The organism is Enterovibrio qingdaonensis (assembly GCF_028683135.1).
Lineage (GTDB): Bacteria > Pseudomonadota > Gammaproteobacteria > Enterobacterales > Vibrionaceae > Enterovibrio > Enterovibrio qingdaonensis.
On sequence record NZ_JAJUBB010000002.1, the window covers coordinates 207292 to 230151 of the forward strand.

General features: G+C 47.8%; 14 protein-coding genes. 7 read left to right on the top strand and 7 right to left on the bottom strand.

Annotated features, from left to right (window positions below; all coding sequences use genetic code 11):
• Nucleotides 1-220: 220 nt before the first annotated feature.
• Nucleotides 221-4222 (bottom strand): calcium-binding protein, encoded by a 4002-nt coding sequence (locus LRP49_RS03915; protein WP_274140378.1) that lies wholly within the window; start codon nt 4220-4222, stop codon nt 221-223.
• Nucleotides 4223-4662: 440 nt separating this feature from the next.
• On the opposite strand from LRP49_RS03915, the gene LRP49_RS03920 reads away from it, so the two are divergent.
• Nucleotides 4663-5712, top strand: coding sequence for an alpha/beta hydrolase (locus tag LRP49_RS03920; protein WP_274140379.1), 1050 nt, complete (start codon nt 4663-4665; stop codon nt 5710-5712).
• A 76-nt stretch (nt 5713-5788) separates the two neighbouring features.
• Nucleotides 5789-6634: a hypothetical protein gene (locus LRP49_RS03925; protein WP_274140380.1), complete on the top strand. Its 846-nt coding sequence runs from the start codon at nt 5789-5791 to the stop codon at nt 6632-6634.
• Nucleotides 6635-6717: 83 nt separating this feature from the next.
• Here the strand turns inward: LRP49_RS03925 and LRP49_RS03930 are convergent, their stop codons facing one another.
• From LRP49_RS03930 to LRP49_RS03945, 4 genes are all read right to left on the bottom strand, one after another.
• Nucleotides 6718-7584, bottom strand: a complete 867-nt coding sequence (locus tag LRP49_RS03930; RefSeq protein WP_274140381.1) for an ABC transporter permease — start codon at nt 7582-7584, stop codon at nt 6718-6720.
• Nucleotides 7585-7587: 3 nt separating this feature from the next.
• Nucleotides 7588-8448: an ABC transporter permease gene (locus tag LRP49_RS03935; RefSeq protein WP_274140382.1), complete on the bottom strand. Its 861-nt coding sequence runs from the start codon at nt 8446-8448 to the stop codon at nt 7588-7590.
• A gap of 9 nt (nt 8449-8457) precedes the next feature.
• Complete coding sequence (locus LRP49_RS03940) at nt 8458-9564, bottom strand: ABC transporter ATP-binding protein (protein WP_274140384.1); 1107 nt, start codon at nt 9562-9564, stop codon at nt 8458-8460.
• 83 nt (nt 9565-9647) lie between these two features.
• Complete coding sequence (locus tag LRP49_RS03945; RefSeq protein ID WP_274140385.1) at nt 9648-10709, bottom strand: extracellular solute-binding protein; 1062 nt, start codon at nt 10707-10709, stop codon at nt 9648-9650.
• Nucleotides 10710-11280: 571 nt separating this feature from the next.
• Here LRP49_RS03945 and LRP49_RS03950 point away from each other — a divergent pair.
• Both LRP49_RS03950 and LRP49_RS03955 read left to right on the top strand, forming a co-directional pair.
• On the top strand, nt 11281-12252 hold the full coding sequence (locus LRP49_RS03950; protein WP_274140386.1) for a TAXI family TRAP transporter solute-binding subunit: 972 nt from the start codon (nt 11281-11283) through the stop codon (nt 12250-12252).
• A gap of 77 nt (nt 12253-12329) precedes the next feature.
• On the top strand, nt 12330-14918 hold the full coding sequence (locus tag LRP49_RS03955; protein WP_274140388.1) for a TRAP transporter permease: 2589 nt from the start codon (nt 12330-12332) through the stop codon (nt 14916-14918).
• Nucleotides 14919-15060: 142 nt separating this feature from the next.
• Here the strand turns inward: LRP49_RS03955 and LRP49_RS03960 are convergent, their stop codons facing one another.
• Nucleotides 15061-15447, bottom strand: coding sequence for a hypothetical protein (locus LRP49_RS03960; protein WP_274140389.1), 387 nt, complete (start codon nt 15445-15447; stop codon nt 15061-15063).
• A 119-nt stretch (nt 15448-15566) separates the two neighbouring features.
• A complete protein-coding gene (locus LRP49_RS03965) occupies nt 15567-17342 on the bottom strand; it encodes an EAL domain-containing protein (RefSeq protein WP_274140390.1) in 1776 nt (591 codons plus the stop codon).
• Between the two features lie 359 nt (nt 17343-17701).
• Here LRP49_RS03965 and gshA point away from each other — a divergent pair, with 359 nt between their 5' ends.
• Genes gshA through LRP49_RS03980 form a run of 3 tightly spaced genes read left to right on the top strand, consistent with a single transcriptional unit; the run spans nt 17702 to nt 22852 of the window.
• A complete protein-coding gene (gene gshA, locus LRP49_RS03970; RefSeq protein WP_274140392.1) occupies nt 17702-19240 on the top strand; it encodes a glutamate--cysteine ligase in 1539 nt (512 codons plus the stop codon).
• 17 nt (nt 19241-19257) lie between these two features.
• Nucleotides 19258-21048 carry an ABC transporter ATP-binding protein gene (locus tag LRP49_RS03975; RefSeq protein WP_274140393.1) on the top strand — a complete coding sequence of 597 codons (1791 nt, stop codon included), beginning with the start codon at nt 19258-19260 and terminating at the stop codon, nt 21046-21048.
• The gene (locus LRP49_RS03980; protein ID WP_274140394.1) at nt 21041-22852 is read left to right on the top strand and encodes an ABC transporter ATP-binding protein; all 1812 of its coding nucleotides are present in this window, start codon (nt 21041-21043) and stop codon (nt 22850-22852) included. The genes LRP49_RS03975 and LRP49_RS03980 overlap by 8 nt, the downstream gene beginning before the upstream one ends.
• Nucleotides 22853-22860: the final 8 nt, after the last annotated feature.

Sequence of the window (22860 nt, forward strand, 5' to 3'; positions counted from 1 at the left end):
GTGGATACCCATATATGGGTATTCAATAAATGAGGTTTATGTCTGTCACTAGTAACTTACAAATGTTGCGGGTATGTGTTTAATGAAGTAAATGTTTGGTTAAATGACAAGATTGAATGACAAAAACGTGAGGGAGCAATGATCATTTGCAACTTCCATGAAATAACAAAAGCCTGCATAGCAGGCTTTCGGTATTTCAGTATGTGTTCTTTGTTACGTGTTAAAAGTTACTCACAAGTATTTTGTTTTCTTCAAGCATGGTAGAAATTACATCAGTGCTTGATGCGGAAGGCGCGCCGACCAATGCGGCGAGGTCAGCGACGGACGTGTTGCTAAACACAATTTGTTGGTCAACGACATCGCCATCTGTTGCAATAGAGAGTACGGCTTCATTGTCATCATTGTTTTCTAGCGCGACGAGGTAATCACCAATATTCTCTTCTTCCACGCCACCAAGTACATCCGTAAAATCGAGGATATCTATAGTTGGTGAGTAGTCCACAATCGTATCTATGGTTTCAGTATCGGCATCAGATTGCAGGAAAACAAAGGTATCAGACCCTTCGCCACCTTCTAATGTGTCCGAACCTGCTCCGCCTGCGATCAAGTCGTTACCTAGGCCACCGTCTATGTAGTCATTGCCTGCAAACCCTCGAATGTTATTCGCATCACCATCGCCAATGAGCAGGTTGTTACCAGCTGTTCCTTCAATTTCATAATCATCGGTCAGGTCGTGAAGATCGTCATCGGTATTTTCGCCTGCCTTAATATCAAAGACGGCATCGACGGTTTCACCTAAGTCATTTACCAATTTAATATCAAAGTGTTCCAGTTCTTCGTCTTCGAGAGCTTCCGATGTTAATTGATAGGCATATTCACCTTCAGCGTGGCGCACGTCATCTTGTCCGAAAATGGTTAACTCGCCATGTTCGGTTTGAATAACGATGGTTGAGTTAGGCACATCGTAATCGGCACCATCGACAGAAATAGTTTTGATATGCCAAGCGCCGACTGTGTTGTCTTCACCCAGCAAAGAGCCTGTTGCTAAAAAGCTGCCTTCAGACTGGGAAACGACAGCATGCTCTTCAAAGCTGAGGGCACCGTTATTACCGAGTAAGGCATCAAACTCTTCATCGGAGACAAAGGTAAAGTTATCATCCGAAAGGTCTGAAGGATCAAGACCTACTAATGTCAGAGTATTACTACCCACGGTAATGACGGTGTCGCCTTCGAAAACGGAGAGGGCAAGTGCAGAAAGCGAGAGTGCTCCCAATGAGCGAGGAATGGCAATTTTGTCATCGCGGAGACTGAAATCGACAACGATGTCGTTGCCTTTCCCATCATAGGCGACGATGTTATTCCCACTGCCGAGTACCATGGAGTTATTGCCTTCTCCACCGTAAATAACATCGCTACCGCTGCTGCCGTGCATGACATCGTTACCCTTACCCCCAAGGAGGATATCATCACCGCCGCCACCGTTTAGGTCATCATTTCCCAAACCGCCAAGAAGAATATCATTGTCATTTGCCCCTGAGAGAACATCATTGCCTTGGCCGCCAAAGACAATATCGTCCCCTTCGCTTCCCGACAGAACATCATCGCCTAAGCCGCCTTTGACAATGTCGTTACCTAGGCCGCCATAGGCAACATCATTACCTTCGCCGCCAGATAATGTGTCATTGCCCTCAGCACCGTAAAGACGATCATCGCCATGCCCGCCAATTAACGAATCGCTACCTTCACCGCCTTGCAATTCATCATCGCCTTGGCCGCCCAAGAGTAGGTCATTACCGGCATCGCCATGGAGCTCATCGTTGCCCAACCCTCCTTTTAGAGAATCGTTGCCTTCACCGCCATCAATATCATCATTTCCGCGACCGCCAGCCAGCACATCGTTACCCGCATCACCTTCTAAGTCATCGCTTCCTCTGCCGCCAAAGAGTGAATCGGTACCATCACCACCTTTAATCGTGTCGCTGCCACTCCCACCTTTTACAGTGTCATCGCCCGCATCGCCTTTGAGGTAATCGTTGCCACGGCCACCAAAGATAATGTCGTCGTCAGAGCCACCAAATATTCGGTCAGCACCTCTGTTGCCGTGCAAGGTATCTTCGCCAGAGCCGCCATAAATGCTATCAGCTCCTTTTCCACCTCTGGCAAGGTCATCACCAGTCCCACCTTGGATTTCATCTTTGCCTAGGCCGCCATTGAGTACATCGTTTCCAGCGTCGCCGTGAAGTTCATCATTGCCACGGCCGCCATTAAGAACATCATCGCCGTCACCGCCATCTAGATCATCACGACCTCGGCCACCAAATAATATGTCATTACCTGCATCACCTTCGAGGTCATCGTGGCCTTTCCCACCGTAGAGAGAATCGTCGCCATCACCACCTTTGATGATATCCGCGCCTAATCCTCCTTTGACGTTATCGTTGCCTGAATCACCTTTGAGGTAATCACTACCACGTCCCCCAAAGATAATGTCGTCGTCTGAACCGCCAAATATTCGGTCAGCACCTTTGTTGCCATGCAAGGTATCGTCGCCTTCTGCGCCATAAAGCAAATCGGCCCCTAAGCCTCCTCTTAGCGTGTCATCGCCTAAGCCGCCTTGAAGTTCATCGCGTCCTCTGCCACCAAAGAGTTGATCATCACCTTCATCGCCATGCAATACATCGCGACCACGGCCGCCTTTGAGAACATCGTTACCAGTGCCACCACTCAGATCATCATTGCCTTGGTTGCCATGAAGTTCGTCATCACCGGATTCTCCGAAAATTTTGTCCGCGCCACGGCCACCGTAAATGACATCTGCATTACCAGTGAATTCATAGACGACACCATCAACTTCTACGTCGTGATAAACCTCAGTAAGCGATACGTTATCAATGAGGGCTCCAAAGCCGTCAGAGCGACCTTCACCACTAAATGACACGGTGATGCTTTCTGTGCCTTGAGGAACAATGAGGTAGCCTTGATAGTTTTCAAAATGCGTATTGGGTTGCGTGTTATCGAAAAACTGAGAGAACAGTACAATGCCATCTAGGTCAGTAACCTCTACTGAGAACTGACTGGTTTCTGTGTTGCCGCCTTTATAGCGATTGGCATAGTCAAAATCGAGCGACAGGGCAGAGTATGTGTCACCGGTTATGGAAGAGACGTCAATGGTCTGTTGAACAGTCAAATTGGAAGTGGAATCAAGCTCCATGATGGTGTTTGATATGTCATTTGCAGGACCACCACCGAAACCGCCTTGCTGGAACTCAATTTTCACGTCATCCGGCGTACTCCAACCTTCTACTTGGTCGTCATCAAACAAACCCCAACGACGGCGGCTGTCATCCCCCCAAGCTTCTAAATCACCATTGACAGAGAACTCGTTACTGTTAGTTGCGTTGGTGCTGGTATCACCAAATAAAGTATCTGCACCACGTCCACCGTAGATTGTGTCGTCACCTAAGTCACCATAGGCAGTGTCTTGTCCTTTGCCTGCCTTAATCGTGTCATCACCGTCGGAGCCGCGGATATTATCGTTACCTTGATAGCCATAAAGGGTTTCATCTGGGGAATCGCCATTTAAATCATCTTCTGCATTGGTACCTTCTATGACCACGTCTTCCGGAGCATCCTCAACACCTGCGGATAAGGAAGCGGAGGTAGGTTCAGAATCACCGACATCAGTGATTGGGTTATCGTCTTGGTTGTTGTCATTGTTTGCGACATTACGCTGAGAAGATGAGAAACTGTTGTTGGCGAGAAAATTAAATTGGTCGCGAGTGAGGTCTAGGTCAGGATTGAGCTCGACTATTCTTTCAAATAGGGCTTCAAGAATGCGCTGTGTTGAATCGTCACTGTCTTCCTCGGTTTCATTGAATCCCGAAAAAACAGGCGCGGAACCGCTTTGGACAGATTCACCTGCTGCAGTTTCGGCATCTTCAAGTTCGAGTGGGTCATCACCACTTTCAATGGCAGCAATGATGTTCGCAATATCATCAGGAAGTTCGAGAGCTTCTGCGCCATCTTCATCCACAAAGAAGATGTCCCCATTGAGTACCAACGAGTCGTCTTCAGTTTGAACGATTGCCATATCGCCGAAATTTGACGCCAGCAATTGTCCTTGTTTGAGCACAGAACCATTTTCAACGGACATTGGACTGCCGTTTGGGGCCACTGCGACCGCTTTACCTTCGATGTGAGTAACTACAAGCGTGTTATCCATTCCGACCACCTTTATCTATTTGCTTCTCGAATTCGAAAAGTTTCTCAAAATAGTAAATAGGCTTTAGACACGCATGCTTCAAATGCCAATTTAACGCCTTGCGTATGAGGCTCCGCCTTCAAGAAGAACTAAGCGCGTCGTTGTCTATATCTCTTTAAAAACAATAAGAAAGAAATATATCTCCCTCTGATGCCATTTGCCGATCGTTGTACGGTAAACGGGATTTTTGATGTTTTGTTCAATTACCGATTGTTTGGGTAATCTCACTGAATGTGTTAAGCAAGTTTTGTACCTGCTCAAAGGTAGGAGCTAGAAGAGTATGGATAACGCTTTTTTGGCTGATCAAAATAGTACGTCGATCGCATAAAGCTACACATGTCATCGTTATCAAAAGTCAGTGTGCTCAAATGAACTGAAATCAATTTAATAAGGTCACTGTAATGGTGAGAAATGCTGAGTGTGAAGTAACGCTCTATCAAGGTGTCATAGAGCGTATTTCATTTGAAGCACCGTCACTGAAAGATAACCTCGCAAAAGAGGAAGTAGCGCGGCATTTGGTTATCTATCTACCTCAATCCTACTCTGAAGAAAATGATCGTCGATACCCCATTATATATGTGATGCACGGTATGGAAGGCACGCCTCAAGGGTGGTTTAGTGAGAACCCCGCAGAGCCCGGTCTCAACCACATCATGGACAGTTTGGTTGCGAGCACTGGCCTTGAGGAAATGATCCTCGTTTCCGTTGATGGAACATCGTCATTAAAGGGCTGCTGGTTTCTAAATTCCCCCGTTTCTGGCAACTTCTTTGACTATCTCACCAAAGATGTTATCGACGTTGTTGAAAAAAAGTACCGTGTGGCATCGGGTAAGCGAGCGATTTTCGGTCACTCAATGGGGGGCTTTAGTGCGCTTTATGCTGCTATGCACCGTCCGGATTTGTATCAAGCATGCGCAGCACTGAGCCCCGCAGGAATGATGATGCGAAAGCATGATTACCGACAACACGGTGACTTCTTCAAGCAGCAAATTGGGCTACTTACAACTGGACGAGAGTGTGAGTGGTTTATGTATGCGTATGTGGCGATTCTCCGCGCGATAAGTCCTGATGTGAATAACCCGCCTTCTTACATTTCGAATGACATGGATACGGTAATGGCAACATTGGAAGATTTTCATCTTACCTCTATTGCCCAAGAGCGAGTTAGTTCGTTTTTGCCTTACCTTCAAGGCGGAAAAACGATAGAAGAGGAGAGTGACATCGCATCCACGTTAGCACTTTATGCCGAGATTGGCACAGAGGAAGGCGATGCAGTGGGTGACCCCATTTTGGACAGCTTTAATTCGATGATAAAGCACTTTGAAGCACTCGAAATCCCCATCGTTCACCATGTGTTTGAGGGTGGTCACGTCGATAAAATCGAGGAACAAGTTGCGCGTGGCCTGCGATTTATTAGTGATGAATTCAGGATATTACCAAACCCGATGTAAGTGGTGTTTATCTGTTCGTTGATAACCGTTTTTGTGCTTTAGCGAATAAATATACGGCTGTTTTTAGGAGAAAAGGATGAAGTTTGCGAAGTTTTGGGCAAAGGAAGAATTCTCGGTTGAGGAAGACCTCTTTGGCTGTGAGCGTGCATCTGTATGGGGAGCATCAAACGAAAGTGAGGGCGATGCCCGACAAAATGCAGAACTTCGAAAGAAACAGCTGCTGTCATTTGCAGACAACGGATTCACAGACAAAGAAGAATACGAATACTTCAACGGTTACATTCGCGAAGACATTATCGAAGAAATCAGTGCTGCAGATGGCAGTGTTTTAGGTGTTATAACCCGAAATCGCTACGGCGCACTCGTATTGAACACTGAGCGAGCGGTGTTTGGTGATATCGATATTCCACCGGTCAAAGTGAAGCGCGGTTTTCTTAGCTGGTTTGGTAAAAAAGCGGAGCCGAAAGACACTGCCTATTACTTGGCGCGAATCGAGGCCTATCAAAAATCGAATCCTGCAGTTTCATTTCGCGTTTATAAAACTCACTCAGGAATTAGATTTATTCTGACGAATCAGAGTTACTCACCTTCTGACACATCTTTGTTGGATATGTTCAAGGCACTAAATGTAGATCCGCTTTATATCCAACTGTGTAAACGGCAACAGTGCTTTAGAGCACGATTGAGTCCTAAACCTTGGCGTATCGGCTTGCTGCGTCCTGCATCCTACTACCCATTTGAAACCCTCGATGATGAGAGAGCCTCTCGTGACTGGGTAAGAGAATATGATGCGACGTCGAAAGCGTACTCAGTGGTAGAGCATATCGGCTCTTTTGGTGACGCACACGTACTGGAAGAGGTTCAAAAGCTCATTGATATACATGACAAAGCTGCGTTGAAAAAAGACGTAAACTTGGCGTGAAACAACGCTGTAAAATTAGAAAGAAAAAGGCGGAGAATTCCGCCTTTTTCTTTCTCAATGAAATGACCCGGTCGTGTTTTCAATTACGAATCTACTCGAGACGATTTGGACGAAAACCAGATACTCGCCATTGCCAATAGTCCGGATGCTACCATCAACAGCAATGAAACGGCGTTGATCACGGGCGTGGAACCTTCCCGCAAACGATCAAACATGGCTATGGTAAGTGGTGCATCAGACCCTACCAGCATCAGTGTTGTATTGAAGTTTTCGAAGGACATAAGGAACGCGATGATGCCAGCACCGATTAATGCGGGGCGTAAAAAGGGTAGGGTGATGGTGAATACCGCTTCAAGCTGGGTCGCCCCTAAGTTAAGTGCAGCCTCCTCTAAGCTCAAATCAAATTTGCGCAATCTTGCCGCGATTACCAAGGTACAAATTGTCGTTATAAACGCAAACTGACCAAGAACAACCAAGACTAATCCGGGTCGCATCCATTCAATATCCCAGCCGATACTATCTTCGATTCCGTTAGCGATGGTGCTGCTCATGAGCAGAATCGACACGCCTAAAATGACGCCTGGAATAACCAGCGGCAACAGCAAAAGGACATAGCAAAAGCCTTTAAATCGGAATTCGAAACGTTCAAACAGAAAGGCGTTGGTTGTGGCGAGAAGAAGAGCACATATCGTCACGGCGATAGCGACAATGATGCTGACGCCAATCCCATCGGTGAGTTCTCTGTCATTAAACACGCCAATTTCAGGTTCGCTAGTGCCAAAAAACCACGAAAGGGTAAACCCATTCCAAGGTAAGGAAGGGAAGAGGCTGTCGTTGAACGCGAAAACGGCAACAACGACGAGTGGCAACATCAAAAAGACAAAGAAGAGCGTAATGTAACCCTGATAAATACGCGAGAGTGAACGGTTGGTGGGTAATGATGGAATCATGCGTCACCCCATCGTCTTAACAAAGGACTGGCGAGTCAGTTTTAGACCACCCCAAACCATCAATGAAGAGAGGGTCAGCAGTAAGATACCAAATGCGGATCCTTGCTCCCAGTTAAAACGGGTAATGAATTGCGTAAATATCTGCTCGGTGAACCAAAGGCTGTCTTTGCCACCGAGTAGGGTAGGCGTTAGGTAGTTGCCCAAGGTCAGCATGAACACCACGATACAACCTGCGACAATACCACTCATGGCGTGGGGTATCACAACCTCGCGCAGCACGTCCCAACTGCTCCCGCCCAAGTCGTATGCCGCTTCAATCAAGCTATTGTCGAGACTGTCGAGTGTCGTAATCAACGGGACCACCATAAATAACATGGAGGTGTAGACCAGGCCGAGCATAATAGTGGCATCGTTATAAAGCAGCTCTACAGGCTGATCGGCAAGACCCACATATTGCAGAAACCCGCTGACTAATCCTGATTCGCGCAACAAAATCATCCAGCCGTAAGAACGCACAAGTTCACTGACCCAGAAAGGTAAGAGGCATGCGACAAATAACAGGCTTTTGGTTTTACCCTGACAGACTTTTGCAATATAGAACGAAACGGGGAATGCGATAAGCAGCGTCAGTGCGGTTGCAAGCAGTGACATGACGGCGGTGCGAGCGAAGGTTCGCCAATAGAGCGGCTCGGTAAAAAAGGTCGCGTAGTTATCCAAGCTCAGTACCTTTGCGCCACCCACTGCACGATCATGAATCGAAATATTAAACATTTGCGCGTGCGGCAAAATGATCAGCAATGTCAGCCAAAGCAAGAATGGGGTAAGCAGCAGGTACAGGGCAAGACGGTTTCCTCGTTCTATCATCGTCGCCTCCTAGCACTCAGCTGGCATACAGCGAGAAACTGCCGATTGCCAATGAATGAACAGCGGATCGCCCGCTCGAATGCCCCGGAAGCTTTCAGTCTGAGGTAACTGTACTGAGAATGTGCTCTGGAGTTGCGGGCTCTCTGCCACTAACTGACTTCGCGAACCATCAAAAAGAATTTCCTTCACCACCACCTCGAAGCCGTTTTCGGCATGACTCGGTTTTTGGTTGGGCAATGCGATAGCAATGGCTTCTGGACGAACGAAGACATCGACGTTATCGCCAATTTTTGTGTTATGGCTGGTGCTGGCCATCAGCTTCTCGCCCTGTGCGCCGCTAATTGTTGCGATGTGGCCATTGATATCCAGCACTGTTCCATTTCGGTGATTGTTTTCACCGACAAACTTCGCCACAAAGGCGGTATTTGGAGAGTAATAAAGGTCTTGTGGAGTGCCGAGTTGCTCAAAGCGACCGTGGTTCATCACCGCGACCTGATCGGACATCACCAGTGCTTCTGACTGGTCATGTGTGATGTAAACGAAGGTGGTACCAAATTCTTGCTGCAGGTGCTTGAGTTCGACTTTCATCTGTTCACGAAGCTTTAAATCTAAGGCACCAAGTGGTTCGTCAAGCAACAGAACATCTGGATTAAGTACCAAGCAACGAGCAATGGCGATACGCTGCTTTTGACCGCCAGACAATTGAGATATCTGCTTGGCACCACTTCCTGAAAGCCCTACTCGGGCAAGCACTTCATCCACTTTTTTATCGATGTCATGCTTAGGCGTTTTTCTTCTTCGTAAACCGTAGCCAATGTTTTCAGCGACTGTCATGGTGGGAAAGAGTGCCAGATGTTGAAACACCATATTTACGGGGCGGCGGTTTGGGGCGATGTCGTTAACTCTCGCCCCCTTGATCATGATGTCACCTGACGTAGGTTGCTCGAAGCCTGCCAGCATTCGGAGTAATGTTGTTTTCCCGCAGCCTGACGGGCCCAGTATTGAGAAGAAGCTGCCTTTGGGTACAGTGACATTTACGTCATTGACTGCAATAAAGTCACCAAAGGTTTTGTTCAGAGACCGACATTCTAGGTCGGGTGTCGCACTGTCTGACATAGATACAACGCCTGTGAAAAACTGTTGTTTGAAGAGAGTTCACGGCCTGCTTGAAACAGGCCGTGGTGGTTATAACAGCTTGGCTAGTTCGCCGCTTTTACACGATCCAGAACCAGACCTTCCATTTCCTCAAGTCCTGCTGGAACGGTTGGATACCATTTAATGTTGTCGATATCAGCTTGAGGGAAGCTTGCTTGGAACTGCGCTTTCGCCGTGTCATTCACGAAGTTGTCGGCACCTTTTGAAGCGGTAAAGTTACCGGCAGACTCGGTGATTTTCGCTGCGATTTCTGGCTGATTAACAAAGTTAATCCATTGGTATGCGGCATCCACGGCTTTTGATTTACGTGGAATCGCGAAGGTATCAATCCAGCCCAGCGCACCAGACTCGGGTGCCACGAACGTTATGTCTGCATTGTCACGGTTAACTTTCCAGCCGCCAGCGTCCCACGCCATCGCGCCGACGACTTCGCCTGAGCGCACAAGATTCAGCAGTTCATCGCCCCCTGACCAGTAGGCTTTAACGTTCGGCTTACACTCAATGAGTTTTTGCTGCACTTTATCGAGGATTGCTTGGTATTTGGCAGGGTCGTTATAAGCCGCAAACGGGTCTTCACCCATTGCAAACGCAAAGCCAATTAATGTTGGTCGTTTCAGACGGTATGATACTTTGCCTTTATAGGCGGCATCACACAGGTCAGTGTAATCCTTAATGCCCGACGCGGTTTTCGTGTCTACCACGAGACCGCTTGTCCCCCAGATATGGGGTACGCCGTATACGTCACCGTTCAGTTCGGTGTTGTTTCTGGTCGCTTCCAGCATAGAAGGAATCAGCAAGCTGCTATCTATCTTTGAAAGATCAATCGGTTGGTAAATTTTAAAATCACGCTGTGCGCCCGTGATACGGTCCTGACTCGGTTGAACAAGGTCGAAACCCGCACCGCGTGTTGCACGCAGTTTTGAAATCATGTCCTCATTATTTGATTTGGTGACTTTGACATCGATACCCGTTTCTTTTTGAAATTGGTCGATAACTTCTTGCGGTGCATAGCCGCCCCAAGTCAGTAAGCGAAGTGTTTCTGCATGAGCAGTTTGAGCAAGAAGGAGTGTGCTGGCAGCCAAGATAGAGAGTTTCATGCTGTTCATCTTATTTCCTTTCGTCATTTTCCGTATTCATAGTTGGTTGAGTGCTTTCTCAACAAGCGCACTACACGTTTGGCGGGTAGCTTTTTTTCTTCGCATCGAACGGTACGAATGGTTTGTTAAGAATATATTGGAATTTAATGAAATTGATGTGAAGCGCGACTCGGAAACCATAAATTGTTTGTCGGCACCGTGAAGCATGTCTTGTTTTGCTATATGGGCAGTCTAGTTATGCAGACTGATTTTTTATGCGTAATAGCTTTTATACTGCGCAGTGAATATGTTTTTAAATGACAAAAGTTATAGATGAATATGTTGCTCTCGGGTTCTATGTCTCAGTAAAAGTTTGATGAAGTGCAAAAAATAAGGAAATTTGATTATGGCATAAATGGGGTGATTTCTACTCGCTAGTGGCGTTGGTTACGGGAGGAATACACTTGCAGCGATGTTTTCTTGCGAAATGTTCACGTTCAATAAACATAAACTTTATGGCTTGTAGGAGTCGTCCTACAGGCAGAGTAAAAGTGATTTGATAATCTCTTTTGGCATATTTAGTCGTAAAGGAGATATATCTATGAAAGGAAGCGCGCTGTTAGTTGGATTAGTGTCCGCAGTTTCCCTGTTTTCACCTGTTGGTCAGGCAGAAGCATCAGAAAAATTCATTACCATCGGTACGGGCGGTCAGACGGGTGTTTACTACGTTGCTGGCCAGTCAATTTGCCGATTTGTAAACCGTGGTGGCGATGAGCACAGCATCAAATGTAATGCACCAGCAAGTGGCGGCGGCGTTGCAAACGTGAACGGCTTGAAAAGCGGCGAATATAATTTCGGCATCATGCAATCGGACCATCAATACAAAGCACTTGAAGGCGTAGCACCTTTCCAAAATTCCACTCCAATGGAAGATATTCGCGCAGTTTTCTCGCTTCAAAGTGAAGTATTTACGGTTTTGGCACGCAAAGACGCGGGTATTCGCTCTTTCGAAGATCTGAAAGGCAAGCGCGTGAACATCGGCAACCCGGGTTCTGGTCAGCGTGATACGTTCGAACAAATCATGAGCGTCAAAGATTGGCAGCCTTCTGTATTTAAACTGGTCTCTGATCTCAAGCCAGCAGAACAAGCATCTGCGATGAGTGATAACAACATCGATGCGATGAGCTATTTTGTTGGCCACCCAAACGGCGCAATTCAAGAAGCTTCAACCACGACTGACGCGGTACTGGTGCCAGTTACAGGTCCAGAAATCGACAAAATGCTCGCAGAGCGCGCGTACTTTACGAAAGCAACCATCCCGGGTGGCATGTACCGTGGCAACCCTGATCCTACGCCATCAATCGGCGGTAAAGCAGTACTGTCGACCACCGTTGAGACAGATCCTGAGTTGGTCTACCAATTGGTTAAGTCTGTGTTCGACAATTTAGACCGCTTTAAACGTCTACACCCAGCATTCAAAGATCTCGATGAAGCTGAAATGATCAAAGTCGGTTTGTCTGCTCCATTGCACGAAGGTGCGGTTCGTTACTACAAAGAGCGCGGCTGGATTTAATTTCTAACCCTCCTGTTTGTAGCCAAGCTCTATAGCAGCGTTATAGAGCTTATTTCTTCGTTGTAAGTGAGAAAGTTATGGATAACGCAATTTCCACACCTAAAGCTGATCTGTCCGCAGAAGAGCTCATCGCTCAAGATGTCGGTGCCCGTTTACCCACTGGCATCATGGAAAAAGCGATAGCAGGGTTGGCACTATTATGGTCCCTTTTCCAACTTTGGATTGCTTCACCATTGCCATTTATCGTTGGCTTTGGTGTCTTGAATGATACTGAAACACGCGCTATCCATCTTGGGTTTGCATTGCTGCTCGCCTTTCTCGTGTTTCCAGCCCTCAAGCGATCGCCGCGTGATAGAGTGCCAGCATCAGACATCGTGCTGGGCTTGGTCGCTTGTGCGACGTCTTTATATCTGTTTGTCATGTATCAAGCACTGGCACAGCGTCCAGGCAGTTTGACCACAGAAGATTTTACCGTTGCCCTGATTGGCTTACCGCTTTTATTGGAAGCGGCAAGACGCGTGTTAGGCCCGGCACTGCCTGTCATCGCGCTTGTCTTTATCGGCTATAGCCTAGCCGGCCCATGGATGCCGGGATTGCTTTCCCACCGAGGTGTTCAGCTTGATGCACTCGCCAACCACCAGTGGATCACTACAGAAGGTGTGTTTGGTATTGCACTGGGTGTATCAACCAGTTTCGTTTTCCTCTTTGTTTTGTTTGGCGCATTGCTAGAACGCGCTGGCGCAGGGCATTACTTTATTCAACTTGCGTTCAGTATGCTTGGGCACCTTCGAGGTGGTCCAGCGAAAGCGGCCGTGGTTGCATCGGGCCTGACCGGTCTGATTTCAGGCTCCTCAATTGCAAACGTGGTAACCACAGGCACCTTCACGATTCCAATGATGCGCAAAGTCGGCTTCTCACCAGAGAAAGCGGGCGCAGTGGAAGTCGCCTCTTCGGTAAACGGGCAGATTATGCCACCTGTGATGGGCGCTGCAGCGTTCTTGATGGTGGAATACGTCGGCATTCCGTATGTCGAGATCATCAAACATGCCTTTTTACCTGCAGCCATTTCCTACATCGCCCTGTTGTACATTGTGCACTTGGAAGCGTTGAAGCTGGGCATGCAACCTATTGATGCTGCGCGTTCAAAACCTTGGCTGTCGCGCCTGACAGGATTTGCATTCGGTGCCGCATTGGTGTCTGGTCTGTCGATGGCAGTTTACTACGGCCTAGGATGGTTAAAGCCTGCATTGGGAGAGTATGTACTGCCGGGCATGGCAATCATCTTGGCGGTGGTTTACTTCGGACTGCTGAAAGTTGCAGCCAATAACGAACCATTGCCGGAAGAAGATCCGAATGCGCCGCTAGACCAATTGCCAGACACTCGGGCAGTGCTGCTGTCTGGTCTTCACTACCTTTTACCTGTTGTCGTGCTGGTATGGTGTTTGATGGTAGAGCGTCTGTCGCCGGGACTATCAGCATTCTGGGGCAGCATGATCTTGGTGGTTATTGTGTTGACGCAGCGTCCGTTATTGACTTGGATGCGCAAGGACAACAAGCATGCGCACGACCACGGCACGTTTAAAGATGGTGTGATTGATTTGCGCGAAGGCCTGATTGCGGGCGCGCGTAACATGATTGGTATTGGTATCGCTACCGCAACCGCAGGCATCATCGTGGGTGCAGTTTCACAAACGGGTGTGGGTTTGGTGTTGGCAGATCTCGTAGAGATGTTGTCGATGGGCAACTTGTTACTGATGCTTTTGTTGACCGCGCTGCTGAGTTTAATTCTCGGTATGGGCTTACCAACGACGGCAAACTACATCGTGGTATCAAGCCTTTTGGCACCTGTCATAGTCACCTTGGGTCAGCAACACGGCTTGATCGTGCCTTTGATTGCGGTTCACCTTTTCGTGTTCTACTTCGGCATCATGGCGGATGTCACTCCGCCTGTAGGGTTAGCCTCATTTGCTGCGGCTGCGGTATCCAAAGGTGACCCGATTAAAACGGGTGTGACAGCGTTCTACTACAGCCTGAGGACTGCCGCGTTACCTTTCTTATTCATCTTTAACACCGATTTGCTGTTGATAGATGTGAGCGTGGGGCAGGGCATTATCATCTTCATTGTCTCTACGATCGCGATGCTGATATTTGCATCCGCGACACAAGGCTGGTTCCTCACCCGCAACCGTTGGTATGAAAGTGCATTGCTGCTGTTAGTCGCGTTTACACTGTTCCGTCCGGGCTATTGGGTAGATCTTGCTATCGACCCGTATGAGTCAAGTAATCCTGCGCAACTGGTACAAACGCTGGAGCCGCTTGAGGAAGGTTCAATCCTCAGAATGCGTATCTCTGGTGAAGATGCGGTTGGCAAGATGCGTGAGTTCTCTGTGTTGATGGAAGTTCCGGCGGGTGAAACCGGACAAGATAAGCTGGACGCGCTAGGGATTGAAACCTATCAGCAAGATGGACAGACGCTGATCGATATCGTTACGTTTGCGAGCCCTGCAGAAGCGGTTGGCCTGCAGTTTGACCAGCAAATTGTGGATGTTCGCACACCTGCGGAACGCTTCCGCAAAGAGTGGATGTGGATCCCAGCGCTACTGTTGTTCGGTCTGGTGGTTTGGATGCAACGCCGACGCGTTAGTTTGACGGCTGTTGCTGCGTAGCGAGCTACCACGCTATCCCCAACAAAAAGCCCTGTCACTCATAGGAGTACAGGGTTTTTTTATACGTTTCTGTTGGCGTCCACAATTCGAGTTGGGTGACGATAAGGTCAGATGTAGCAAGGTTATAGTACCGGCCGCAGCCTCACTCACTCCTTTCAAAGTGGAATTTGTATTTACTGACACCCTCTATTCGAACGCCTTTCTCTCTCAGCTCAAGGTACTGCTGAATCTTAATGGTTCTGAAATCCATCGCTTTCAGCGCAAGGATTATCCGTAGTTCGTCCATTGAGCGCGACTTGGCTTCAGAACTACACGTATTGCAAACAACATGCGCCTTTTCTTTAAAGCCAACCTTGTTCAGCCAGTTCAGCTCTTTGGTTTCTTTGCGGTTGCCACAGAAGTAACAGAGATTGTCTTGCTTCAATGCAGCTTCTTCTCTTAACGCTTTAGGGCTCGGCGATTTGGCTGGTGTGGTAGTGTTCGTTTTCTTACCACCGTTAAACGCAGAGAACTGGACGACATTAGACATTTGGATTGCTCTTCTTCACAAAGGTCAACAGACCCTAAGGTACACAGCAGATAATTAAGCATTATTTTCATGTGTAATCCATTAGTCAAATGTCTGTTTGATGACTGAGTGTTACGCCGTTACGCGGGTTCTTTCTCCGCCGCTAATTGCAGGGTAATCGCCCTTGGCGAAAATCCACTTAATAGCCGAACGCATTCAATGTCGTTGTGGACGCCAAGTTTCTGGAAAATCCTCGTTTTGTAGGTGCTGACTGTTTTGAAACTGATGTCCAAATCACGGGCAATTTTCTTGCACGCCTCGCCTTGGTAGATCTGGTTTAGGACGATTTTCTCTTGTGAAGAGAGCCGTGAAAGCACACCCAATTCCTTTTCTAAATTCAGGTGGTTTTCAATCAGGCTTTTAATTTTTATCGCACTGAGATGGGAAGCTTCTTTGTAGTAGAGCATGGCGGGATCCCGCGTCTCTACGAAATTTTCGTGAAGCACAAACAGGTGAGCGGGGGTTGGGCTTTCTGTTACCAACTTCTCTAAAGGCTGGCGATGACTTTCATCGCAGATCACAAAGCTAATCAGCTTGTCTGTGAAAAGCTCTTTGGCCTTTATATGGGTTGATGCGGTGAGCACCGTGAGATGAGAACTTTGCAGTTCTAGGGTCTTTTTTAAGCTAGCGAGTCGAGAAATCCTTGAATCAACCAGCAATACGACGGTGCGCTTCTTTACGCGTTTTTTGGGGCGTCTGATCGCGCCAGGGTTTGAGATTAAACGGGTGAGTTTAGTGATGGTTACAGGCTTCGACAGGAATCGACCTTGCCCATAATCGACTTTGTTTTGCTTGAGGTATTCTAAGGTTGCGATGTCTTCAACGCCTTCTGCAACACAACGAAGCCCAAGTGACTGCGCAACGGAAATTGCGTTAAAAACAATTTGCTGACAGCCGTAATGGTTCATCGCTTTTTTCACAAAAGATCTGCTCACCTTCAATTCAGTGACAGGCAAACTTGAAAGCTGCCCGTACGGGTTAACGCCGTTACCAAAATTTTCGATGGAGAAACCCACCCCGAGCAACCTGAGGTTGGTGATGTTAATCAGTGCATCGAGTGAGGCGAGACAATCGGCGTGCTCATTGATTTCGAGCGTCAGCTTTTTGGGGCTAAAACGGAATTCATTCAGTACATCAGCAACAGAAGAATAGAATGCCTTATCACGAAGGGTCGTTGGGGAAACGTTAATTGAGAGATTAATGTCGAGTGACGATAAGGTCATATCTAGCATCGCCATTCTCAGTGAACTGAAAAATAACGTGTGTTCCAATCCATTTCGTTCGATAAACGGTTGGCGTTTGTAGGCATACACCAACACGCCTTCCGTTGTTCTAATCCTCGGCAGTACTTCCACTGCCGCAATGGTATTTTTTCGGATGTTATATTGGGGCTGATAGTAATTCACTAAACCGTGTTTAAACGCCTTTAGAAGCTGTTCGTCTTCACTGTCATCATGGAGGATGCGCGCTTTGGCTTGTGCGAAGCGAAGAGCCTGCTGGATGACGCTTTCCAAGGTTTCAGCATTGAAGGTGTTATGAATGCGCTCAATGCTATCCGCACCAGCCACGCGGCAGATTTGGGCGGTGACGCCAGTAAATCGGTCATCTTGCCGACAGGAAAGTACAACAGCAACACAGTTATTATTTGCTTTGAGTAAAGATATTGACGCACTGATGTTCGCGGCATTGTTTGCGACATACTTGCTGTCGTACAGAATAACAATGTCGCTATCACTTAATGTTCCTAACTCTAAAGGGTGAACAAAGACGCTTTCGTGATAAAAAGATGCGCGTTCTAAATTGTTTTTGATTTTGTTTCGCTTTGCATCTTTCGTGTAAGCCACACACACTTTCATCGAACATCCTTGTTTATCTGGTACTGCTGAATAGCACAACGTCCGTATTGCTAATCATTGATAACGTTGCGAGTTAAGGTAGTGATTACGATGTATGGCGTAAAGCGAGAAAAATTGCGTGTTAATAATCGAGTTTTCGATGATGGATGCAAAAGCAAGAGGTGGGCTTGTTATCTTTTAGGCTGGCATGTCTGGCTGCACGGATGAAGGCTCCAGATTTGTCCGTTTAAAAATATTTAAATTTTTTCACCTTTTCTTCGTCTTTTCGTCGCGCTCTCCGTCTTATAAGCAAAGAATACGTAAAAAACGCTCGCAATCGCTTGAGTGTTTTTGTCAACATAATGAAATAAAAAGAAAAAATGAAAAAAATATCGATGAGCACGTTTGCAGGGACGCTAGGTGGCATTCGCCGCGGAATCGAAAAGGAAACCGTTCGTACTACCCCAAAAGGGGCTATTTCACCATTATCACACCCTAAATCTTTAGGCTCGGCATTGATGCACCCGTTTATCACGACGGATTTTGCTGAGGCGCAACTAGAGCTTATTACGCCGGCATACACGGATAAGAAAGCGGTGTTCTCTCACTTAGGCGCATTGCATCATTTTGTCGCCAATAATTTGCCGAGCAATGAAATGCTCTGGCCAGCAAGTTTGCCGCCAGTATTGCCTGATGAAGCCGCCATCGTGATTGCTCATTATGGCTCTTCTAATGCGGCTGAAATGAAAATGCGCTACCGCCAAGGTTTGGCAAATCGCTACGGCAAGCGCATGCAGACGATTTCTGGCATTCATTATAATTTTTCGCTGCCTGAAAGCTTTTGGGTTGAATTGCACCAGCAAGAAAACAGCGAATTGCCACTGGCGGACTTTATCTCGAAACGTTACTTCCATTTGATACGTAATGCATTGCGTCACGGATGGATTGTGGCGTATTTGTTTGGGGCATCTCCTGCACTGGACAAAAGCTACCTGGAAGGACGTGAGCATGATTTATTGCCAATGGGTGATGAAACCTTTTACCTGCCTTGGGCAACCTCATTACGTCTGAGCAGTATTGGTTATACAAACAGTGAGCAGTCACAGTACCCAATTAGCTACAACGACAAAAACACATATTTAAAAGGTGTGTCGGCTTTGTTATCGAAGCCAAGTGAAAAATACCTCTCAATTGATGAAGGGCAACAGCTAAACAAAGCCATTCTTCAATTGGAAGCCGAGCTTTATGGTGCGATTAGGCCGAAAGTCGTGGCGAAAGACATGCGTCCTCTTGAGGCACTTTGCCGCAAGGGTGTGGAATACGTCGAGCTTCGTACAGTGGACAATAATCCCTATTTGCCTCTGGGTATCAATGAAACGCAAAGTCATTTTCTGGATCTGTTCCTGACCTATTGTGCGTTATCACCAAGTCCTGAGCTTACCGTGGATGAGCAAGCAGTGATCAAAACGCGCATGGAGTCGGTAGCAACAGAGGGTCGTAAACCGAATCTCATGTTACCAACACTCGACGGCGAGCGTGCTCTGACAGAAATGGGCGCAGAATTGCTTGCTGACATGACCGATGTGGCTGCGATGTTCGATCATGCCTTCGAGACTCACGAGTATTCGCAAAGCTTGATGCTAGAAACCCAAAAGCTTGCTGATCAATCTCTGACGCCTTCTGCTCAAATGTTGCAGGACATGCAGCAAGACGGCATCGGTTACACCACCTTGGTTAGCAAGATCTCTCAGGCGCACATGAAATACCACCGTGCGAATGAGATTGCCCCCGATTTTCAGGCTGAACTATCGGCATTGGTGACCACGTCTTTGAACGAGCAAAAAACGTTGGAAGCCGAACAACATCTGCCGTTCGAAGACTTCCTTACCCAGAAAAACGCGATGACCTGCGACTGTTAAACTGAGATATACACTTCATGGAATTAATCTGGAAAATGCGCGGGTATATGCGACTGTGTACCCGACGTTATCTTATTGCCTTTGCTGCGCTTCAAACCGTTGCGCTGCTTAACTTGGCACCACCATGGTTGATAGGGCGCATCGTTGACGCTATCAGTACCGATACATTAACGGCACGTTTTCTTGGCGTCCATTTGGTCGGTATTGTGGTCGCAGCACTAGCAATGTATGGACTTCGCTATGTGTGGAACAGCCAACTGTATGGCGCGGCAATTGAGATCTCGCGTGCCGTACGCACCGATTTGTTTGCGCATCTGACGCGATTGTCGCCGTCGTTCTACCACAAATACAGCACGGGCGATTTAATGGCACATGCCACGAATGACCTCAACGCTGTAGAGCAGGCCGCCGGTGATGGTGTAATGACGCTGGTGGATTCTTTAATCGCTGGATTCACCGTTATATTTGGCATGGTGTTTTTGGTGAGCGGTCAATTAACTGCCGTTGCATTGCTGCCATTTCCATTGTTGGTACTGGTTACTCGTCGATATGGCGCAGGCATGCAGAAACGCTTTGGCCGTGCACAAGGCGCGTTTTCGCACCTAAACGAAGAGGTGAGGGAAACGGTCGCGGGCATCCGTGCGGTGCGCTCTCACGGGATCAATGCGCGTCAGCAAGACCGTTTTGCGGAAAAGCTGGATGAAACATTGGACGCTAACATTGAAGTGGCCAAAGTCGACTCCTTGTTCGGCCCTACGATCCAACTGATCTATGGTTCATCGTTTGTGATCACCTTGGTGTACGGCGCATGGCTTATCAATACTGGCGCATTGACGGTCGGTCTGTTTACCAGCTTTACGCTTTACTTGGCGCAGTTGCTTGGCCCATTCCTACAATTTGGCTGGCAGTTCAACGTGTTTCAACGCGGTAATACTTCCTGGGCACGTTTAGAAAAAGTGTTTAGCCAGAAACCGGATGTCGTCGAAGGGTCAAGGGTATTGGTAAGAGACAGTGCACGTGATCTCTTGGTGGATATTCACACGTTCACTTACCCAGCATCAGAAAGGACGGCATTGGACAATGTCAGTTTCGCTATTAAGCAAGGTGGCTTTATCGGTGTTACAGGCCCAACGGGCGGCGGTAAAAGTACGTTAATCAGCCTTATGCTGCGTCAGTTTAGCCTTAGTGACGGTCAATCGACGATCACCTTGGCAGGTGAAAGCACTGACGCACTGACTTTTGATTCGTTACGCAGCAGCATGGCGTGGGTGCCTCAAAAGCCGTTGCTGTTTTCTGGTTCGATAGCCGACAACATCGCGCTGGGTAAACCCAATGCATCAATACAAGAGATTGAGTTTGTCGCAGAAGTCGCGGGTATCAAAGCGGAAATTAACGCGCTGAAAGCGGGCTTTAACAGCGAACTGACGGAGAATGGTGGCAACCTTTCTGGCGGTCAAAAGCAGCGCATCGCATTAGCGCGTGCCCTGTTGACCGACGCGGACATCCTGCTATTGGATGATCCGTTCAGTGCGCTCGACATGAAAACCGAAGCGTTGGTGCGACAGAACCTCAAAACGCACTTTGGTCATAAAGCCATGCTGCTGGTAACCCAGCGTTTGCCTAACCTACGCCATGCAGATGACATTCTCGTCCTAGAGCAAGGTAAAGTCATTGAGCGTGGTGATCACCAGAGCTTGATGAACCTTGATGGCTGGTACGCGAAAGTGTACGAAAGACAAGCACATCACCCATTACAGGAAAACCTGCCAATACCAACGATGAAAGAACGGGAAGTAAGCCATGTTTAAGCCTATGTTCATACGTTCTGGGCAAGGTAACGCGTTGAAACGCCTGATGGCCTATACCCGACCACATAAACTGCGATTTGCCGTCGCATTTTCTTTCTTGCTCGTGGCGGTATCCGCAGAAATGGCGATCCCATGGCTTGCTAAAATCATCATTGATGACGTCATCGTGCCGCAAACGTTCGATTGGCACCATTTATTGACGTTAAGTGCTGCCGTGCTGGTGTTGTATTTAGTGCAATGCGGATTCCAGTATTTGCAGGCGGTTTCATTCCGCCACAGCGCATTGCTGGTGGTGAATGATGTGCGAAAGCAGTTATTCAACCACGTATTGAAATTGCCGATTTCGGCGTTTGATCGCACGGCAACAGGGCGTATGGTGTCATACGTGACAAACGATACCGAGTCGCTGCGGGATCTGTTTGTCTCAACGCTGCCGACCATTATTCAGGGTAGCCTTCGTATCACAGGTATCTTTGTGGCGATCGCGTTATTGGATTGGCGTCTCATGGTATTGAGTCTGGTGTTGATACCTATTCTACTAATGACGATGCACTGGTATCGAAAACTCTCAACGCCAGTGCTTGATGGTATTCGCGTTCAAGTCAGCCACATCAACAACCGTATCAGCGAATCTCTGCAAGGGATGTCATTGGTACAGGCGTTTGGGCAAGAAAAGGCATTCAGAGAGAAATTCAAGCACGACAACGACGGCTGGTTTGCATTCAGAACCCGATCTATCGCCATTGATAGCTTGATGTTGTTGCCGTTCACACGCTTGGTTGGCGCATTCGCTGCGTTGGCGATTGTCGCGTGGTTTGGGACTGCGTCTTTGCAAACCGTAGTGGAAATCGGCACCTTGTATGCGTTCCTAAACTATATCGAACGTTTCTTTGAACCGTTCCGACAATTGTCGATGGAGCTCAGAAAGATGCAAGTTGCCTTGGTGTCATCGGCGCGTGTGTTTGAGTTGCTGGATGAACCTACCGATGAAGCGCATAAAGAAGACGTCGCCTCAGTTTCCTTAGCCGACAATAAAGACATTGAGTTTCGTCATGTACGCATGGCCTACGAAGAAGGTATCAATGCATTGGACGACGTGAGTTTTGTTGCCAAAAGTGGCCAATTTACGGCTATCGTCGGTCATAGTGGCAGTGGTAAAAGCTCCGTTGTGAACCTGTTGATGCGTTTTTACCAACACCATGAAGGCGAGGTGTTGATTGGTGGCAAGCCAATCCAAACATTGCCGGACTCTCAAGTTCGGCAACTGATAGGGCTGGTCTCACAAGACCCTTACATGTTCTCAGGAAGCATCAAAGAGAACATAGATTTGTCGTTGTCGGCGCAGAGTTCAAACGCTGCAATGCTGGCGGCGCAAGCGGTGAATGCATCCAGCTTTATCGAACGCTTGCCTCAAGGCTACGATCACCAACCGGGTCATGGTGGCGCGTCGCTTTCCGTGGGAGAAAAGCAGCTTGTTGCGCTAGCGCGCGTGTTAGCACATGGGCCTGAAATATACCTTTTGGATGAAGCCACAGCGAACATCGACAGTGAAACCGAAGAAGCTGTAAAACGAGCATTATCGAACATCCAGCAGGGAAGAACCGTAATTGCAGTTGCGCACCGTCTCTCGACGGTCAGAAATGCCGATCAAATACTGGTCATGAGCAAAGGGAAGATTGTTCAACGTGGTACGCATGACGAATTGGTGTCTCAAACAGGTGAGTACCGAGAGCTGTATTTAGCTCAGAAAGAAAAAGAAGAACATGAATCCGAAAATGCCCACCTCGGTCTTGCGACCGCTTAAGGCATTGG

Bases quoted from the DNA above. Each gene is read 5' to 3' on its own strand.
- LRP49_RS03915 (WP_274140378.1), bottom strand. From the start codon at position 4,222: ATGGATAACACGCTTGTAGTTACTCACATCGAAGGTAAAGCGGTCGCA.
- LRP49_RS03920 (WP_274140379.1), top strand. From the start codon at position 4,663: ATGGTGAGAAATGCTGAGTGTGAAGTAACGCTCTATCAAGGTGTCATA.
- LRP49_RS03925 (WP_274140380.1), top strand. From the start codon at position 5,789: ATGAAGTTTGCGAAGTTTTGGGCAAAGGAAGAATTCTCGGTTGAGGAA.
- LRP49_RS03930 (WP_274140381.1), bottom strand. From the start codon at position 7,584: ATGATTCCATCATTACCCACCAACCGTTCACTCTCGCGTATTTATCAG.
- LRP49_RS03935 (WP_274140382.1), bottom strand. From the start codon at position 8,448: ATGATAGAACGAGGAAACCGTCTTGCCCTGTACCTGCTGCTTACCCCA.
- LRP49_RS03940 (WP_274140384.1), bottom strand. From the start codon at position 9,564: ATGTCAGACAGTGCGACACCCGACCTAGAATGTCGGTCTCTGAACAAA.
- LRP49_RS03945 (WP_274140385.1), bottom strand. From the start codon at position 10,709: ATGAACAGCATGAAACTCTCTATCTTGGCTGCCAGCACACTCCTTCTT.
- LRP49_RS03950 (WP_274140386.1), top strand. From the start codon at position 11,281: ATGAAAGGAAGCGCGCTGTTAGTTGGATTAGTGTCCGCAGTTTCCCTG.
- LRP49_RS03955 (WP_274140388.1), top strand. From the start codon at position 12,330: ATGGATAACGCAATTTCCACACCTAAAGCTGATCTGTCCGCAGAAGAG.
- LRP49_RS03960 (WP_274140389.1), bottom strand. From the start codon at position 15,447: ATGTCTAATGTCGTCCAGTTCTCTGCGTTTAACGGTGGTAAGAAAACG.
- LRP49_RS03965 (WP_274140390.1), bottom strand. From the start codon at position 17,342: ATGAAAGTGTGTGTGGCTTACACGAAAGATGCAAAGCGAAACAAAATC.
- gshA (WP_274140392.1), top strand. From the start codon at position 17,702: ATGAAAAAAATATCGATGAGCACGTTTGCAGGGACGCTAGGTGGCATT.
- LRP49_RS03975 (WP_274140393.1), top strand. From the start codon at position 19,258: ATGGAATTAATCTGGAAAATGCGCGGGTATATGCGACTGTGTACCCGA.
- LRP49_RS03980 (WP_274140394.1), top strand. From the start codon at position 21,041: ATGTTTAAGCCTATGTTCATACGTTCTGGGCAAGGTAACGCGTTGAAA.